This window comes from Bradyrhizobium sp. MV1.5 (assembly GCF_055807615.1).
Window position 1 is genome coordinate 102,778 of the sequence record NZ_JBVVPL010000011.1, and the last position, 17,097, is coordinate 119,874.

General features: G+C 63.7%; 16 protein-coding genes, 1 other RNA gene and 1 pseudogene. 11 read left to right on the top strand and 7 right to left on the bottom strand.

Translation table 11 applies throughout. From position 1 onward, the window contains the following. Positions 1 to 484: 484 nt before the first annotated feature. Entirely contained in the window at positions 485 to 733 is a 249-nt protein-coding gene (locus AC0L2J_RS13490; RefSeq protein ID WP_473390506.1) for a hypothetical protein, read from the bottom strand. A gap of 107 nt (positions 734 to 840) precedes the next feature. Further along, the gene (locus tag AC0L2J_RS13495) at positions 841 to 1,104 is read right to left on the bottom strand and encodes a hypothetical protein (RefSeq protein WP_473390509.1); all 264 of its coding nucleotides are present in this window, start codon (positions 1,102 to 1,104) and stop codon (positions 841 to 843) included. Between the two features lie 177 nt (positions 1,105 to 1,281). Here AC0L2J_RS13495 and AC0L2J_RS13500 point away from each other — a divergent pair, with 177 nt between their 5' ends. The 6 genes and pseudogenes from AC0L2J_RS13500 to AC0L2J_RS13525 all read left to right on the top strand — a co-directional run bounded on the left by AC0L2J_RS13500 (position 1,282) and on the right by AC0L2J_RS13525 (position 8,424). Then, positions 1,282 to 1,602, top strand: coding sequence for a hypothetical protein (locus tag AC0L2J_RS13500; RefSeq protein ID WP_473390513.1), 321 nt, complete (start codon positions 1,282 to 1,284; stop codon positions 1,600 to 1,602). A 265-nt stretch (positions 1,603 to 1,867) separates the two neighbouring features. Next, positions 1,868 to 3,757: a sensor histidine kinase gene (locus AC0L2J_RS13505; RefSeq protein ID WP_473390516.1), complete on the top strand. Its 1,890-nt coding sequence runs from the start codon at positions 1,868 to 1,870 to the stop codon at positions 3,755 to 3,757. A 20-nt stretch (positions 3,758 to 3,777) separates the two neighbouring features. After that, a pseudogene (locus AC0L2J_RS13510) lies at positions 3,778 to 3,904 on the top strand (SOS response-associated peptidase); the annotation flags it as partial. Positions 3,905 to 4,433: 529 nt separating this feature from the next. Beyond that, positions 4,434 to 4,898 (top strand): (2Fe-2S)-binding protein, encoded by a 465-nt coding sequence (locus AC0L2J_RS13515; RefSeq protein WP_198287862.1) that lies wholly within the window; start codon positions 4,434 to 4,436, stop codon positions 4,896 to 4,898. Positions 4,899 to 4,906: 8 nt separating this feature from the next. Beyond that, positions 4,907 to 7,084: a xanthine dehydrogenase family protein molybdopterin-binding subunit gene (locus AC0L2J_RS13520; protein WP_473390520.1), complete on the top strand. Its 2,178-nt coding sequence runs from the start codon at positions 4,907 to 4,909 to the stop codon at positions 7,082 to 7,084. Next, the gene (locus tag AC0L2J_RS13525; RefSeq protein WP_473390523.1) at positions 7,081 to 8,424 is read left to right on the top strand and encodes a c-type cytochrome; all 1,344 of its coding nucleotides are present in this window, start codon (positions 7,081 to 7,083) and stop codon (positions 8,422 to 8,424) included. The genes AC0L2J_RS13520 and AC0L2J_RS13525 overlap by 4 nt, the downstream gene beginning before the upstream one ends. Before the next feature lie 157 nt (positions 8,425 to 8,581). On the opposite strand, the gene AC0L2J_RS13530 is transcribed toward AC0L2J_RS13525, so the two are convergent. From AC0L2J_RS13530 to AC0L2J_RS13550, 5 genes are all read right to left on the bottom strand, one after another. Then, positions 8,582 to 9,406, bottom strand: coding sequence for a TIGR00282 family metallophosphoesterase (locus AC0L2J_RS13530; RefSeq protein ID WP_007605532.1), 825 nt, complete (start codon positions 9,404 to 9,406; stop codon positions 8,582 to 8,584). After that, the gene (locus AC0L2J_RS13535; RefSeq protein WP_473390526.1) at positions 9,384 to 9,980 is read right to left on the bottom strand and encodes a 5-formyltetrahydrofolate cyclo-ligase; all 597 of its coding nucleotides are present in this window, start codon (positions 9,978 to 9,980) and stop codon (positions 9,384 to 9,386) included. The genes AC0L2J_RS13530 and AC0L2J_RS13535 overlap by 23 nt, the downstream gene beginning before the upstream one ends. A 100-nt stretch (positions 9,981 to 10,080) precedes the next feature. Next, positions 10,081 to 10,240, bottom strand: a non-coding RNA gene (gene ssrS / locus AC0L2J_RS13540) — 6S RNA. Positions 10,241 to 10,288: 48 nt separating this feature from the next. Further along, positions 10,289 to 10,672, bottom strand: coding sequence for a cell division protein ZapA (locus tag AC0L2J_RS13545; protein ID WP_007599950.1), 384 nt, complete (start codon positions 10,670 to 10,672; stop codon positions 10,289 to 10,291). Beyond that, complete coding sequence (locus tag AC0L2J_RS13550; protein ID WP_026232773.1) at positions 10,669 to 10,989, bottom strand: DUF4164 domain-containing protein; 321 nt, start codon at positions 10,987 to 10,989, stop codon at positions 10,669 to 10,671. The genes AC0L2J_RS13545 and AC0L2J_RS13550 overlap by 4 nt, the downstream gene beginning before the upstream one ends. Between AC0L2J_RS13550 and AC0L2J_RS13555 the strand changes: the two genes are divergently transcribed. The 5 genes from AC0L2J_RS13555 (at position 10,958) to fba (ending at position 16,910) form a co-directional block, all read left to right on the top strand. Beyond that, the gene (locus AC0L2J_RS13555) at positions 10,958 to 11,104 is read left to right on the top strand and encodes a hypothetical protein (protein ID WP_156526966.1); all 147 of its coding nucleotides are present in this window, start codon (positions 10,958 to 10,960) and stop codon (positions 11,102 to 11,104) included. The genes AC0L2J_RS13550 and AC0L2J_RS13555 overlap by 32 nt on opposite strands. 184 nt (positions 11,105 to 11,288) lie before the next feature. Beyond that, positions 11,289 to 13,274, top strand: coding sequence for a transketolase (gene tkt / locus AC0L2J_RS13560; protein ID WP_007605529.1), 1,986 nt, complete (start codon positions 11,289 to 11,291; stop codon positions 13,272 to 13,274). 146 nt (positions 13,275 to 13,420) lie between these two features. Then, entirely contained in the window at positions 13,421 to 14,428 is a 1,008-nt protein-coding gene (gene gap, locus AC0L2J_RS13565; RefSeq protein ID WP_007599946.1) for a type I glyceraldehyde-3-phosphate dehydrogenase, read from the top strand. A gap of 150 nt (positions 14,429 to 14,578) precedes the next feature. Beyond that, positions 14,579 to 15,775, top strand: a complete 1,197-nt coding sequence (locus tag AC0L2J_RS13570; protein WP_473390532.1) for a phosphoglycerate kinase — start codon at positions 14,579 to 14,581, stop codon at positions 15,773 to 15,775. 67 nt (positions 15,776 to 15,842) lie between these two features. Next, a complete protein-coding gene (fba, locus tag AC0L2J_RS13575) occupies positions 15,843 to 16,910 on the top strand; it encodes a class II fructose-bisphosphate aldolase (protein ID WP_007599942.1) in 1,068 nt (355 codons plus the stop codon). Positions 16,911 to 17,097 lie beyond the last annotated feature (187 nt).

Here is a 17,097-nt window from a genome sequence, read left to right on the forward strand (position 1 = left end):
TAGCCCGGCGCTGGCGGCGCGCTGTACGGCCTTCCGGGCCTACGTTGAGGTGGCCCGGTAGCTGTGCTTGCCAAATCGGATTACTTCTTTTGCTCCGTGGTCGTCGCAGCGGCCGGGGTGCCGTCGCGAGCGTCCCGTCGCTCGTCACGTCCTGTACGCCTCTCTTGGCGCCGCTCTGTGCGTCCCGTACGGCGTTCCTGTCGCCGCTCGGTTCGCCCGCTGCGCCGCTCCTGTCGGCGTTCTGTGCCTGACTTCGGCACGTCCGCTGGCGGCGTGGTAGGCGCGGCGGCTGGCGCGGTGGTTTGAGCAACAGCCTCTGAGGCCGCAAAAATTGCGGACGAAGCCAAAAGCCCAAACACTCCTGCGTATCCAAGGAAGGTTAGTGCGTTGCGACGACAGACCTGTTTCGGCTCCGAACGTTCATTCATGTTCAGGCTCCCGGTTGCTGCCCCGTCAGAGCATGTCACCAGCGTCGGTGGCCGAGTTATTGATCTGGATCAACCTGGCCCGGTGCTTCAAGCCACGTTGGGATTTCCGTCGATGGGATCGACACTCTCGGAAAGTGAGGGATGATGGTCCCTGCAGTGACGATCAGTCCGTCGTGGAATTTGGTTCGCGCAAAATCCTTAGCTGCTGCTTCGCTTTCAAACGTGTTGGTCAGGCGCGGATGTCGCCGCCTTGACAGTGTGCCGTCCGGCGGCACTTCAAAAGTGACGTACCAAGTGTGTTTCATGCCCTAATGCCGCCCCGGCGGTACCACTGGCCTATCCTCGCCAGACAAAGAAAAACCGCCACCGGGACGAAACGATGACGGCTTCTTCTGGCTTGCGAAATCGGCCTTTACCGCCTGGCTCCAACGCGATTGACGCCGCCATTCGCATTGCCACCGGCGTTATGACGCACTGCAGCGCGCGCCACCGGGCGCGGCCTGAGCACGACGCCTGCCCGGGCAACGCAGCCCACCGGGTAAGCAGTGTACTGGCAATACACGACCGCATTGGCTGGGCCTGGAGTTAGCGTGAGACCTGCAACGCCCAACAGGGCGCTAACAGCAATCCCGGCAACAGTCGCTGACCTGATCGAAAGAAGCTTTCTCGAATGCATGGCGGACCTCCCTTTTCGCACTTGCGTCACCGAAAGTGACGGAAGCCGCCTCAAGTGCGGCTGAACACAGCGTAGGCGTCGCAGTGCGCGGGTTCGATTGATCTACATCAACCTCACGCGCGGAGTGAGCCGCAATCTCGCGAGCGGGGCTCAGTGAATTCATGGAAGGGTTCCATCATGCTCCGCTATATTCTCGCTCCTCTTGCCGCTTTCGTTTTGCTCATCGTCTGCTTGATCCCCGATAATGCCGAGGCTCGGCGCGGCGGAGGTGCCTATCGGGGTGGCGGCGGTTACCGCGGCGGTGCCGTCGCGGTTCGAGGACCCCGGGGCGGCGGCGCTGTTGCAGTGCGCGGCGCAGGTTATCGGGGCGGCTATCGCGGCTATGGCTATCGCGGCTACGGTGTGGGAGCGGCAGCGGTCGGCGCGGCTGCCGTTGGCGCTGCTGCGTACCGCCGCAGTTGCTACGATTATTACGGAAACTATATTTGCGCCTATTGATCCGTACGACGCGCGATAGCGCGGCTTGGCCCTCTGTGCGCGCAAGCAAGCGTTGGCGGTGACCGTCCGACGATGGCGACCCAGCGTCATCGGTCTGCAGGTACTCTGGGCGACGTGGCCTATCGCGGGACCGCGCGACGCCCCGCTATGAACTCTTGCGAACCTGCTTGTGTCAGAATTGCCCCGGAGTTTCCCCTTGTCTCCGCTTGTTGATAATCTAATCGAGCGGATACGGTACTCCACTTGGATCGGGGCTCGGGCTGCGATGCTTTTCTGGCTGCCTCGCTCATGGCGAACCTGTCGGGTGCGGAGCTTCACCGCGGCGATGACCATCGCATTGTTGATCGCGACGACAGGCCAAAGTCCGGCAGCCGATCCACAGCCAAAGCGAGTACTGATGCTGCATTCATTCGGTCTCAGGTTCAGGCCTTGGACTGATTATTCGGAAGCCCTTCGCGCCGAGCTGAGCCGACGGGCATCCATTGAATTTCAAGACCAATCGCTGCTGAATGCCCGGCGAAGCAGCGACAAGTCAGACGCCCCTTTTGTCGAGTATCTTCGTTCCCTCAATATAGACCAGCCGCCCGACCTGATCGTCGCGATCGGTGCGCCTGCTGCCAATTTCGTGCAGGCGCACCGCAAGGACCTCTTTGCAACTACGCCGATGCTGTACACTCTGGTAGAGCGACGCCGCGTGGACTTCGATAAATTGACCAAGTACGACACCGTCGTGGCAATCACGAACGACGATCCTGTTTTCTTTGAAAATATCCTGCAGGTCCTACCTCAAACAACTACGATTGCCATCGTAGTCGGTGCTTCGCCGAGCGAAACCTGGTGGCGTAACGAGGTCGCCAAGTCCACCGCGCGGTTCGCGGATCGTGTCCAGTTTCGATGGTACAATGAACTTTCCTTCGAAGACATGCTCAAGGATGCGGCCAACCTTCCGCCGCACAGTGCGATTTTCTGGATTGGTTTGAATGTCGATGCGGCGGGAGTGGCGCATGAGGGTAACAGTGCGTTTACCCGATTTTACAGCGTAGCCAATGCACCCATCTTTTTTCACGACGAAAGTTTTTTCGGAGAGGGCATCGTCGGTGGACCAATGCAGGTCGTCGCCAGACAAAGCAAGCAGGCGGCGGAAGTCGCGCTTCGCATCCTCAACGGCGAAAATGTTGCCGACATCAAGCCGAGTTTTGTCCAGCTGGCTGCGCCTATGTTCGACTGGCGACAACTGCAGCGCTGGGGAATTTCTCAAAGCAGACTGCCGCCTGACAGCACGGTTTATTTCCGGGAGCCCAATTTGTGGGAGCGATATTGGTGGCAAATCGCATTCACTATCGCGCTTGTCCTCGTGCAAGCGGGACTGATCGCACTTTTGCTGTTTGAGCATCGTCGTCGTCAATTTGCCGAAGTACAGTCGCGACAGCGCATGACTGAACTGGCCCACGTCAATCGCTTCGCGACCGCTGGCGAACTGACCGCCTCGATTGCGCACGAGATCAACCAGCCGCTTGGGTCTATTCTGACGAACGCCGAAACCGCAGCCGCGATCCTGCAATCGCAGCGTCCCGATATCGCCGCGCTTTCTGATGTTGTCGAGCTCAGGGAAATTGTGAGCGATATTTTGCATGATGACCGGCGTGCCACCGAGGTCATTCGCAGGATGCGCAGCCTCCTCAAAAAGGCGCCGTTCGAATTGAAGCGATTGGACCTCAATGAAATTGTGCAAGAGACGATCAGGTTTCTTTCGGCGCTGACCGTCAGCCGAAAATTCGAAATGGCCAACATGATCACGGCGGAGGCTCTACCGATCCTCGGCGACCGCATTCAGCTTCAACAAGTCATTTTGAACCTTGTGCTGAACGGGGTCGAGGCTATGAAGGACACGCCTCACGAAAGCCGCACTATCACCATCCGGACTGCGCGCGCCGATCAATTTGCCGAGTTATCCGTATCAGATCGCGGACCCGGCATTCCAGAAGACAAATTGAAACAGGTTTTCGAGCCGTTTTACACCAGCAAAGCCGAAGGCATGGGCATGGGCTTGTCCATTGCGCGCACCATTATCGAAGCGCACAACGGGTCCATATCGGCGAGCAATCGGGAGCACGGCGGTGCCTCGTTCACGATCAGGCTTCCCTTTGCCGGGTGATCCAAGACGGCGCCCGCGGGCCGAACGCCGTGGTTGAGCCGATCCCCTCCAAAGGCTATGTCGGTGATCCTGACAACCGCCGAAGAGCGCGAGGTGCGGATGCGCGCGCCGCGGGATCAGGCCAAGACATTGCAGCGACCGCTGCCGGCGCCAACGTTCTTACCCAATTTGCGAATCTCCCCTGCGGCCATCCTTCGAGACGCCCGCCTCCGGCGGGCCCTCAGGATGAGGACGGAGCACGTGGCAGCAATTTCGACAGGCACAGTTGCCAGTCAGCCTCATCCTGAGGAGACCGCGAAGCGGGCGTCTCGAAGGACGAGGCGCTCGCTCAGGCTCCGCCGAGCTCATATGCGATAATCCGCGCCGTCGATCGACTTCCACAATCGCACGACTTTCGTCATCGCATGATTTTGCGCATTCGCACGATCATCTGCGGCGATCAATGACGCGCACGAAGAAAAAGCGTCAGAAAATGACGCTTATCATATCAATTAGCCCAAAATCGCTGCAGCGATCGCCGCACAAATTCGTGAACGTCATGGCCTGACGCGCTCGCTGCGCAAAAATGCATTGCCGGACATGTCGACGCTTCATCGTTTCGCATCGATATGATTATTGTGCGCGCGAATTCGCTGACTAGATCGCCGTAAGCGATCGAGCGAGCAAGGGGATGCATATGGCAACTGTTCTCACCATCAACGGCGAAACGAAATCGTTCGACGCGCCACCTGACATGCCGCTGCTGTGGGTCCTGCGCGACGTCCTCGGGATGACCGGCACCAAGTTCGGCTGCGGCATCGCGCAGTGCGGCGCCTGCACCGTGCACGTCGATGGCAAGGCGGTGCGCTCCTGCGTCTTGCCGGTCAGCGCGGTCGCGAACCGCGCCATCACCACGATCGAGCATGTCGGCAGCACACCGGCCGGCGCAAAAGTGCAGAAGGCCTGGCTCGATGCCGAAGTGATCCAGTGCGGCTACTGCCAGTCCGGCCAGATCATGGCGGCCGCGGCACTGCTGGCGGCAACGCCCAGCCCTGACGATTCCGACATCGACGCGGCGATGGCCGGCAACATCTGCCGCTGCGGCACCTATGTGCGCATCCGCGAGGCCATCAAGCAGGCCGCCTCCGGCCGGCCGTCGTGAGGTTCGCCATGATCACTGAAAAGACTCTTCCCGCCGTTTCCCGCCGCTCGCTGCTAACTGGCGGTCTCGCCACCGGCTTTCTGCTTGCCTTCCACCTGCCGCTGCGCGCTGCCGTCAACGAGCCGGAGCAGCCGAAGGACACCACCGACGGCAAGTTCGCGCCGAACGCCTTCATCCGGATCGAAGACACCGGCCGCACCGTCCTGATCATGCCGCAGGTCGAGATGGGCCAGGGCATTTATACCTCGATCTCGATGATCCTGGCCGAAGAGCTCGACGCCGATTGGGCAAAGGTCGCGGTGCTGCACGCGCCGCCCAACGACCAGCTCTACGCCAATCCCGCCTTCGGCCTGCAGGCGACAGGTGGTTCGACCTCGGTTCGCGCCTGGTGGAAGCCTCTGCGCACTGCCGGCGCGAGTGCGCGCGCGATGCTGGTGCAGGCCGCAGCGGCGCAATGGCAGGTCGAGCCTGCAAGCTGCACGACGTCGAAAGGCGAAGTCGTGCATGCCGCAAGCGGCCGCAAGCTCGGCTATGGCGAACTGGCACTGGCCGCACAGGGCCAGACGCCACCGAAGGACGTCCCGCTCAAGGACCCCAAGGATTTCGTGATCATCGGCCAGCCGCTGAAGCGGCTCGATACGCCGGACAAGGTCAACGGCAAGGCCGTCTACGGCATCGACGCGATCCTGCCCGGCATGAAGATCGCCGCGATCGCCAATTGCCCGGTCTTTGGCGGCAAGGTCGGCAAGGTCGACGACAGCGCGGCGGTGAAAATTCCGGGCGTGCGCAAGGTCGTGGTGCTCGAGGACACGGTCGCCGTGATCGGCGACCACATGTGGGCCGCCAAGAAAGGCCTCGATGCGCTCGAGATCGAGTGGAACGAGGGCCCGAACGCGAAGCTCAGCACAAACGACATCTGGCAGCATCTGCGCGCCGCCAGCGCGAAGGACGGCGTGGTCGCGAAATCCGTCGGGGACATCGCCAAGGGGCTCGCAACCGGCGACAGGTTCGAGGCGAGCTTCGAACTGCCATTCCTGGCGCATGCCTCGATGGAGCCGATCAATGCCACCGTTCACGTCAGGCCGGACGCCTGCGAGATCTGGACCGGCACGCAGATCATGACGCGCGTGCAGTCGGAGGCGGCGAAAGCCGCGGGCCTCCCGGTCGACAAGGTGATCGTCAACCAGCATCTGCTCGGCGGCGGCTTCGGCCGCAAGCTCGAGCCGGACATGGTGGTGGCCGCCGTGAAAATCGCAAAACAGGTCGACTATCCCGTCAAGGTGATATGGACGCGCGAGGAGGACATCCAGCACGACGTCTATCGGCCGGTCTATCGCGACCAAATCACGGCGTCGCTGGTCGACGGCAAGGTGGCGGCCTGGAAGTACAAGGTCGCCGGCTCCGCCGTGCTGGCGCGCTGGCTGCCGCCGGCGTTCCAGAAGGGTATCGACATCGACGCGGTCGACGCCGCCGTGGATGCGCCCTACGACTTCGCCGACTTCCATGTCGAATATGTCCGCGCCGAACCGCCGGCGGTGCCCACCGGCTTCTGGCGCGGCGTCGGTCCGAACAACAACGTGTTCGCGGTCGAATGCGCTATGGACGAGCTCGCGCGCAAGGCAGGAAAGGACCCGGTCGAATTCCGCCGCTCGATGCTGACCAAGAATCCGCGCATGCTCGCGGTGCTCGATCTCGCCGCCGAGAAATCCGGCTGGGGCCAGGCATTGCCACCACGGGTCGCCCGCGGCGTCTGCGTGCAGCCGTCGTTTGCGAGCTTCCTCGCGACCGTCGTGGAAGCGGAGATCGACGATATCGGCGAGATCGTGCTCCGCCGCATCACCTCAGTCGTCGACACCGGCATCGCGGTCAACCCCGACACGGTGAAGGCGCAGATCGAGGGCGGCCTGATTTTCGGCCTCACCGCCGCTCTCTATGGCGAGATCACCATCGAGAAAGGCCGCGTGCAGCAGTCGAACTTCGACGACTACCGGATGATGCGCATCAACGAGATGCCGAAGATCGAGGTGATCGTCGTCAAGAGCGGCGAGGCGCCCGGCGGCATCGGTGAGGCCGGCGTCAATGCCGGACCGCCGGCGCTGCGCAACGCCATTTACGCGGCAACCGGCGTCGCGCTGCGGCGCCTGCCGATCGATCGGAAACTGCTGGCTGCGGGGAAAAAGGCATGAGCGGCAAGATGCGTATCCTCACAAGCTTGGTCGCGATCGCCATTGTCGTGGTGGCGCTCGGCGTCTGGTTCATCCGCGGGCCCGGCCCGCTCGACTTCGCGGGCGGCCCCAAGGTGGCGCTGGCGGATTACCGCGCCGGCAAGCCGACCGGCGTGCCGGCCAGGCTGGAGAAGGCGAGCCTGGTTGAACGCGGCGAATACCTCGCGAAGGCGGCCGACTGCATGGTCTGCCACACCAAGCCCGGCGAAAAGGACTATTCGGGCGGGCTCGGCTTCAAGCTGCCGTTCGGCACGCTGTATTCCACCAACATCACGCCGGACAAGGACACCGGCATCGGCAATTACAGCGACCAGGATTTCCTCAACGCCGTCCAGCGCGGCATGCGCCATGACGGCGCCCGGCTTTATCCGGCGATGCCGTACACGTCCTACACCTACATGACCGACGAGGACGTGCTGGCGGTGAAGGCCTATCTGTTCAGCCTGCCGGCGGTGCGCGCGAAGCCGCCAGAGAACACGCTGTCGTTCCCGTTCAACCAGCGCTGGGCCATGATGGTCTGGTCGGCCGTGTTCAATCCCGACACGCGCTTTGCGCCCGATACGTCGAAGAGCCCGGAGTGGAATCGCGGCGCCTATCTCGTGGAGGCGCTGGCACATTGCGGCGAATGCCACACGCCGCGCAATCTCGGCTTCGCGCTGGACAACCGCAAGAAGTTCGCCGGCGCGATCACGGCCGGCTGGCGCGCCTTCAACATCTCCTCCGACAAGGCCACCGGCCTCGGCAGCTGGCGCGACGAGGATCTGATCTCCTATCTCTCGCTCGGCCATGCGCCGGGCCACGGCTCGGCGTCGGGGCCGATGGGTGAAGCCGTCGACCACAGTTTTAGCCAGTTCGCGCCTGAGGACGTCCGCAGCATCGTCGCTTATTTGCGCAGCGTGCCGCCGCAGCCCTCGCCCGACCTGCCCGCAACCACCGCGCCCGTCGCGCCCGCCTCGCACAAGGACGGTGTTACGGCGGACGCACGCGGCAAGAAGGTCTTCGCCAGCGCCTGCGCCAGCTGCCATGGCTGGAGCGGCGAGAGCCCGGTCTCGCCGATGGCGACGCTGACCGGCACCTCGGCCGTCAACGACCCCGCCGCCACCAACGTCGCGCAGATCGTGCTGTCAGGCACCAAGCGCCACACGCCCGACGGAGCGCTCTCGATGCCGGCGTTCGGCAACGCCTATAGCGATGACGAGATCGCGGCGGTGGCGAATTACGTCACGGCGCGGTTCGGGACGAAGGGCTCGAAGCTGACGGCGAAGGACGTTGCGGAGTTGCGGGAGCAGACGGCGGAGTAGGTCTCAATGTCGTCCTGGCGAAAGCCAGGACCCATTACACCAACTGCCTGTTTGGCGCGACACGCTCGACCACGAGCCTGCCCATTACCATCGCCGGTGGTAATGGGTCCTGGCTTTCGCCAGGACGACACTGAGTGTGTAGCGGGCTACGCGCCAACTAGCTCAACCAGAACTTCGGCGTCGTCGGCTCCAGCCGGCCGCCTGCGCGCACCGGTGCAATCCGCAGTGCGAGTCCGGTCGCGTCATCCGTCTCCACGGCAACGCCGCTGAGCGTGGCAGCGCCCGCCGCCGGCTCGAAGCGGCCTGACGGGATCCCGGAGGTGAACCTGCGCAGCGGCTCCTCCTTCTGCATGCCGATGATGGAATCGTAGTCGCCGGTCATGCCGGCATCGGTCATGTAGGCGGTGCCGCCCGACAGGATCTGGTGGTCGGCGGTCGGCACATGGGTGTGGGTGCCGACGACGAGGCTGGCGCGGCCGTCGCAGAAGAAGCCGATGCCCTGCTTCTCGCTGCTCGCCTCGCAATGGAAGTCGACGACGATGGCGTCCGCCGCAATGCCGAGCGGACAGGCCCCGAGCTCGCGCTCGAGCGCAGCGAAAGGATCATCGAACGGGGTCATGAAGACGCGGCCGAGCGCGTTGACGACGAGCGCGTGCTTGCCGTTCTTGGTCTCGACCAACGCGGCGCCGCGACCGGGGGTACCGCGCGGATAGTTCGCCGGCCGCACCAAACGCTCGGCGCGCTCGATGAACACCAGGGCTTCGCGCTGGTCCCAGGAGTGATTGCCGAGCGTCACCGCGTCGGCGCCAGCGTCGAGAAATTCCTGATAGATCGCTTCCGTGATGCCGAAGCCGCCGGCGGAATTCTCGCCATTGACGACCACGAAATCGAGCGACCAGTCCTTGACCATGCCGGGCAGATATTCGGCGATGGCATTGCGCCCGGCACGGCCGACGACATCACCCACGAACAGAATGCGCAACTTCAGAACTCCGGAAATCGAATACGTCCGATTCCGTTAGCACATAATCCAGCGCCACGTCGTGGGATAGTGCCGGAACCGCCTTGATCTCCTGCGCTGCAAAAGCGAGCCCGATGCCGACGATATTCTTGGCTTTTCGCAGATGCGCGAAGGTGTGGTCGTAATGCCCCGCGCCATAGCCGATGCGATGGCCGAGGCGATCGAAGGCAGCGAGCGGCGTCAGCATGATGTCGGGAATGACTTCAGCAGCCCCAGGAGACGGCTCGGGAATGCCGAGCGGGCCGAGCATCAGGCGATCGTTCGGATGGAAGACGCGGAAGATCAGCGCCTGGCCGCGCGCGGTGACGCAAGGCAGTGCCAACCTGGCGCCCTGCTCGGCGAGCTTCTTCAGCAGCGGCATCGGATCAATCTCGCTGCGGATCGGCGAATAGCCGGAGACGACGCTGCCAGGCAGGAGCTGGAATGGCAGCCCGCGCTTGGCGAGCTTGGCGGCGGCGGCGGTGCGTTTCTTGTCGCTCAGCGCATCGCGCGCCGCGAGGGCTTTGGCGCGGAGTTCGGCTTTGGTGTTGGTCATGCGCTTGCCCCCGAGGCAGAGCTACCCCCGCTGTCATCACCCGCAGCGTGTCGGGGACGCAATTTCGACAGGCACGAACCAGAAGGAAGAACAACAAAAGTGCGAAGCCGCGAACGCCGTTGAAGCACTCGATCCCGGAGTTCCCTACGAAAGTAGGTGGGCACCATATGTCCGAGCCCACGGGCCCGGCCAGGGACAGTTCCCTAAAGGATCGATAAGGCCCCGGGGATAATGGCTCCTGACGCGCGTCGCAGCCCCGCTCGGGCAATGTAACAACGATGCTGACGAATCGCCAGCCCGGTGAACGGTCAGCCGATGGCAATCCCGTTGCCGACGGTGCGGTTCAGGACCTGGGTCGACTTCTCGATGCGCTCGGCCGCGGAGTTCAGTGCGTTCACGACCGCGGTCTGGGTCAACCGGGCGCGCTCGACGGCGGCGTTGCGGAAATCCCGTAGCTCGGTCAGCTCCTGCTCCATGGTGCGGATGCGATTGCCGGCGTCGACCAATTCGTCGCAGACGGTCAGCGCCGCCATCACCGTGAGCCTGGCATCACCGATCTCGCCGAACTTTCCGCGCAGCGACTGGATCCGCGTCTCCAGGCTTTCGGCGAGCTTGAGCAGCCGCACCTCCTGGCCCTCCTCGCAGGCCATGCGGTACTGCCGGCCGTTGATGGTGACGTTGATGTGGCTCATCCGTCCTCTCCGGTATCGAGCACCGAGCGTATCGTGACGATCGCGGAATCCAGCCGATCGGAGATCTCGCGGCTGGAGCGCTCGAGCTTGCGCGCCTTCACCAGCGCGCCGTCGAGTTCGTCGGCAAGGCGCGAGCGGTCCGCGCCCAGCGCCTGGATTCGCGCGGCGAGCTCGTTCTCGTCGCGATCGGCATCGCGCCGCCGCTCCACCGCGCTTTCGAGCGAGTCGAGCGCCGCCATGAGCCTGCGGGTCGCGATCTCGATCTCGACGGCCGAGGACTCGGTCATGGCAGAGCTGTTGGATACGCGATCGTTCATGCAGTCAGCGGCGGAACCTGTGGCCTATCTGGTGGCATTTACCTTGGAGCTTGCCGTCCGGCAAAAGACTCGGTTCGGCAAGCGGTTAGAAGCAGAAATTTACGTGGCAAGCTAGCGGAGCGCAACGCCGCCACGAAACTATGCACCGTTAAGCAACTTTTGCCGCCAAACCGGCGTTTGATTGCCTTGGCCTGCCGGAACCGAGATGCTATCCCAGCCGCGACCCCAGCGGCCGAAAGGCTCCTTCCGGCGCGGCCAAATCCAGCCACAAGCGCCTCATTTCAGACGGATTTTCAGACATGACGCAGGTCGATCACAACCGTATGGCCAATGCGATCCGCGGCCTTGCCATGGACGGCGTCGAGAAGGCGAAATCGGGTCATCCGGGCCTGCCGATGGGCGCCGCCGACATGGCGACCGTGCTGTTCACGCAATTCCTGAAATTCGACGTCGCCGCGCTGGACTGGCCGGACCGGGACCGCTTCGTGCTCTCGGCCGGGCACGGCTCAATGCTGATCTATTCGCTGCTGTATCTGATCGGCAGCCCCGAGATGACGATCGACCAGCTCAAGGACTTTCGCCAGTTGGGGTCGCTGACACCAGGACATCCCGAGCATGGCCACACCAAGGGCATCGAGACCACCACCGGTCCGCTCGGCCAGGGCATTTCCACCGCCGTCGGCATGGCGCTCGCCGAGAAAATGCTTGCCGCCGAGTTCGGCAGGAAGATCGTCGATCACCACACCTATGTGATCGCTTCCGACGGCGATTTGATGGAAGGCGTGTCGCAGGAAGCGATCGCGATGGCCGGGCACTGGAAGCTCAACAAGCTGATCGTGCTGTATGACGACAACGGCATTTCGATCGATGGTCCGACCTCGATCTCCGATTCCGTGGACCAGGTGAAGCGCTTCAAGTCGGCGGGTTGGGCGGCCGAAAAGATCGACGGCCACGACCAGGCCGCGATAGCAGCCGCGATCACGCGCGCGCAGAAATCAAACAAGCCCACGCTGATTGCTTGCCGCACCACCATCGGCTTCGGCGCCCCGCACAAGGCCGGCACCAACAAGGTCCACGGCGAAGCGCTCGGCGCCGACGAGCTCAAGGCCGCCAAGGAAAATCTCGGCATTTCGCTGGAGCCGTTCTCGGTGCCCGACGACGTGCTCAAGGCCTGGCGCGCAGCCGGCAGCCGTGGCGCGGCGGCACGACAGGAATGGGAAGCAAGGCTCGGTGAACTCGGCAGCCGCAAGCGCGCCGAGTTCGAGCGTCGCCTGCGCCACGAGCGCCCGGCAGCGCTGGCAAAGGCGTTCAAAGGCTACAAGAAGGAGCTGCTGGAAAAGCCGATGAATGCGGCGACCCGCAAATCCTCCGAAGCCGTGATCGAAGTGATTGCCGGCGCGATGCCGATGGAGTTTCTGGCGGGCTCGGCCGACCTCACCGGCTCCAACAACAACAAGGCGAAATCGGCAACCGCGTTCTCGGCCAAGACGCCGAAGGGCCGCTTCATCCATTACGGCATCCGCGAGCACGGCATGTGCGCGGCGATGAACGGCATCTTCCTGCACGGTGGTTTTGCGCCGAACGGCGCGACCTTCCTGGTGTTCACGGATTATGCACGGCCGGCGATGCGGCTCGCCGCGTTGATGGGGACCGGGGTCGTTTATGTCATGACCCACGATTCCATCGGCCTCGGCGAAGACGGCCCGACCCACCAGCCGGTCGAACATCTCTCGGCGCTGCGCGCCATTCCCAACATGCGCGTGTTCCGCCCGTGCGATTCCATCGAGGTTGCCGAGTGCTGGGAGCTCGCGCTCAACCGCATCGACGGCCCGACAGTGCTGGCGCTGACCCGGCAGAACCTGCCGCAGCTGCGCACCGCCGCACCGAACGAGAGTCCCTGCCGGTTTGGCGCCTACGAGCTGGTGGCCGCCCAGGGCGAAGCCAAGGCGACGCTGTTCGCCTCGGGCTCCGAAGTGGAGATGGCCGTGGCCGCCCAGAAGCAGCTCGCCGAGCGCGGCATTCCGACCCGGGTGGTTTCGGTTCCCTCGCTCGAGCTCCTGCTAGCGCAACCAAAGGAACGCCGCGACGAGATCATCGGCAACGCCCCCATCAAGGTCGCGATCGAGGCCGCCGTGCGCTGGGGCTGGGACGCCGTGATCGGCCAGGATGGCGAATTTATCGGCATGCACTCCTTCGGCGCCAGCGCCCCTCTCAACAAGGTATTCCAGCACTTTGGCATTACCGCCGAGGCCGCGGTTAACGCCGTTCTGAAACGCGTTTCCTGAGAGTTGAGATTGCCGAAAAAAAGGACTACCTAACTCCCATATGATCAAGCCCCGCCCGGCCGAACCGGGCGTCCGCCCTAAAAAAACCCTCGCAGGCGCGCTAGCGCGTTGTGCGGGATGACAACGGTCATTGAAGGAGACGAAACATGGCAGTCCGCGTCGGAATCAACGGTTTTGGCCGCATCGGCCGCAACATCCTGCGGGCCATTGCCGAGTCCGGCCGCAAGGACATCGAGGTCGTCGGCATCAACGACCTCGGCCCGGTCGAGACCAATGCGCATCTGCTTCGCTTCGACAGCGTTCATGGCCGCTTCCCCGGCACGGTGACCGTCGATGGCGACACGATCAGCCTCGGCGGCAACAAGATCAAGGTGACCGCCGAGCGCGATCCCTCGAAGCTGCCCTGGAAGGATCTCGGCATCGACATCGCGATGGAATGCACCGGCATCTTCACCTCGAAGGACAAGGCCTCCGCGCATCTGACCGCCGGCGCCAAGCGCGTGCTGGTCTCCGCGCCCGCCGACGGCGCCGACGCCACCATCGTCTTCGGCGTCAACCACGACACGCTGACCCGGGAACATCTGGTCGTCTCCAACGGCTCCTGCACCACCAACTGTCTTGCGCCGATCGCCAAGGTGCTGAACGACCTCGTCGGCATCGAGACCGGCTTCATGACCACGATCCACGCCTACACCGGCGACCAGCCGACGCTCGACACCATGCACAAGGATCTCTATCGCGGCCGCGCGGCTGCGATGTCGATGATCCCGACCTCGACCGGCGCCGCCAAGGCGATCGGCCTCGTGCTGCCGGAGCTGAAGGGCAAGCTCGACGGCGTCGCAATCCGCGTGCCGACCCCGAACGTCTCGGTCGTCGACCTCAAGATCGTGGCCAAGCGCGCCACCGATCCGAAGGAAATCAACGAGGCGATGAAGCGTGCCTCCGAGCAGCAGCTCAAGGGCATCCTCGGCTACACCACCGCGCCGAACGTCTCGATCGACTTCAACCACGACCCGCACTCCTCGACGTTCCACATGGACCAGACCAAGGTGCAGAACGGCACGCTGGTGCGCGTGATGTCCTGGTACGACAACGAGTGGGGTTTCTCGAATCGCATGGCGGACACCGCCGTCGCGATGGCGAAGGTGATCTAAGCAAGGTCTCGTGTCCCGGACGCGGTGCAGCGCCGAAGCGCTGCTCCGCAGAGCCGGGACCCATTCAGCCGCGGGACTCGCTGCATGTGGGTCCCGGTTCTGCAGCGCACCGCTTCGCGCTGCCCCGCGCCCGGGACGAGAGAGCCAGAGATGACCGACAAATTCCGCACCCTCGACGACGTCGACGTGAAGGGCAAACGCGTGCTGCTGCGCGTCGATCTCAACGTGCCCATGGAGAACGGGCGCGTCAGCGACGCGACCCGGCTCGAGCGCGTCGCGCCGACCATCACCGAAATCTCGGACAAGGGCGGCAAGGTCATCCTGCTCGCGCATTTCGGCCGGCCGAAAGGGCGCGATGCCAAGGACTCGCTCAAGCCCGTGGCCGAGGCGCTCGCCAAGGTCGTGAAGAAGCCGGTTGCGTTTGCCGACGACTGCGTCGGCGAGCCCGCGGCCACGGCCGTTGCCGGCTTGAAGGATGGCGACATTCTCTGTCTGGAAAATACCCGCTTCCACAAAGAGGAAGAGAAGAACGATCCCGCCTTTGTCGCGGAGCTCGCAAAACTCGGCGACATCTGGGTCAATGACGCGTTCTCGGCCGCGCACCGCGCCCATGCCTCGACCGAAGGCCTCGGCCACAAGCTGCCCGCCTATGCCGGCCGCACCATGCAGGCCGAACTGGTCGCGCTGGAGAAGGCGCTGGGCTCACCGACCAAGCCCGTCATCGCGATCATCGGCGGCGCCAAGGTCTCGACCAAGATCGACCTGCTCGAAAACCTCGTGACCAAGGTCGACGCGCTGGTGATCGGCGGCGGCATGGCCAACACCTTCCTGCACGCCCAGGGCGTCGGCATCGGCAAGTCGCTGGCCGAGAAGGATCTCGCCGCGACCGCGCTGCGCATCATGGAAAAGGCGGAAGCCGCCAACTGCGCCATCATCCTGCCGGTCGACGCCACCGTCGCCTATCATTTCGCGGCCAACGCGCCGTCGCACGCCTATGGCCTCGACGCGATCCCGGCCGACGGCATGATCCTCGACGTCGGTCCGCAATCGATCGCACGTGTGCACGCCGCGATCGACGATGCGGCGACGCTGGTCTGGAACGGACCGCTCGGTGCGTTCGAAATGCAGCCGTTCGACCGCGGCACGATGTCCGCCGCCAAGCATGCCGCCGAGCGCACCAAGGCCAAGAAGCTGATCTCGATCGCGGGCGGCGGCGACACCGTCGCGGCCCTCAACCAGGCGCATGTGGCCGGTCAGTTCACCTATGTCTCGACCGCCGGTGGCGCATTTCTTGAATGGATGGAAGGCAAGCCCCTGCCCGGCGTCGAAGTTCTGCGCACCAAGTAATCGGTCGGCAAGTCGTCAGCCGCCTTCAAGCAGTGGCCTAGCAGGCCCAAACGGGAGAAAAACACAGATGGCTCGGATCACGTTGCGTCAATTGCTCGACCATGCGGCGGAGAACGATTACGGCGTCCCGGCCTTCAACATCAACAACATGGAGCAGGCACTGGCGATCATGGACGCGGCCAACCAGGTCGACGCGCCCGTCATCATCCAGGCCTCGCGCGGTGCGCGCTCCTACGCCAACGACGTCATGCTCAAGCACATGATGGACGCGGTGACCGAGATTTATCCGCACATTCCGGTCTGCGTGCATCTCGACCACGGCAACGAGCCGGCCACCTGCATGACCGCGATCCAGGCCGGCTTCACCTCGGTGATGATGGACGGCTCGCTCAAGGCCGACGGTAAAACGCCCGGCGACTGGGGCTACAATGTCGGCGTCACCAAGACCGTGACCGACATGGCCCATCTCGGCGGCATCTCGGTCGAGGGCGAACTCGGCGTGCTCGGCTCGCTGGAGACCGGCATGGGCGACAAGGAAGACGGCCACGGCGCCGAGGGCAAGCTGAGCCACGACCAGCTCCTGACCAATCCGGATGAAGCCGTGAAGTTCGTGCAGGAGACCCAGGTCGACGCGCTCGCGATCGCGATGGGGACGTCTCACGGTGCTTACAAATTCACCCGCAAGCCCGACGGTGACATCCTCGCCATGAACGTGATCGAGGAGATCCACCGCAAGCTGCCGAACATGCATCTCGTCATGCACGGCTCCTCGTCGGTGCCGCAGGACCTCCAGGACATCATCAACGCCTATGGCGGCAAGATGAAGCCGACCTGGGGCGTGCCTGTTGCCGAGATCCAGCGCGGCATCAAGAACGGCGTGCGCAAGATCAACATCGACACCGACAACCGCATGGCGATGACCGGCCAGATCCGGAAGGTGCTCAAGGACAATCCGGAAGAGTTCGACCCGCGCAAATACCTGAAGCCCGCGATGGAAGCGATGACCAAGCTGTGCAAGCAGCGGCTCCAGGAATTCAATACCGCCGGCCAAGCCTCCAAGATCAAGAAGGTGCTGACCACGGCCGAGATGGCCAAGCGCTACGCCAAGGGCGAGCTCGCCCCGAAGGTGGCGTGATCTATCCCTCCCTCTCCCCGTTCTTATGGGGAGAGGGTTGGGGTGAGGGGCTCGCTCCGCGAGTTGTGCCCTATCAATAGACCTGTACCCCCTCACCCGGATTTTACGCGGCGCGTAAAATCCGACCTCTCCCCGCAAGCGGGGCGAGGTAACAGGCCCCCTCCCCCCTTACCCTGCGACGAACGTT